1 protein-coding gene is annotated in these 329 nt (G+C 36.2%); it reads left to right on the top strand.

Annotated elements, in window-relative coordinates:
* The first annotated feature begins 96 nt into the window (after nt 1-96).
* A complete protein-coding gene (locus tag AC23N5_RS31515; RefSeq protein ID WP_487758575.1) occupies nt 97-294 on the top strand; it encodes an AlbA family DNA-binding domain-containing protein in 198 nt (65 codons plus the stop codon).
* Nucleotides 295-329 lie beyond the last annotated feature (35 nt).

Genomic DNA, 329 nt, shown 5'->3' with positions numbered 1-329 from the left:
ATGTGGAATTTTTCCTTTATCGGCTAACGCAGTTATATGCTTAATCCAAGTTGCTCCACAAATTTTGGTTTTGATCCTTTAAAACTTTCCAATACTATGAGAACTGAAAGCCAAAATACCGAATGGAAAGAATCGTGGCGAGATGAGTATTTAAAATGGATTTGTGGTTTTGCAAATGCGCAGGGAGGCACAATTATTATCGGAATGAATGATGTAGGTACCATAGTAGGAGTACCTGATGCTGCTAAACTTGGATCAAGTTCAAAATTTGTGGAGAGCGTTGTATTTTTTTAGGTTTGTGTTTTAATCAAACCTGTCTGTTTTGGAAA

The sequence above is a fragment of the Runella sp. R5_40 genome (assembly GCF_057652295.1).
This window is presented reverse-complemented; position numbering and strand designations above follow the sequence as displayed.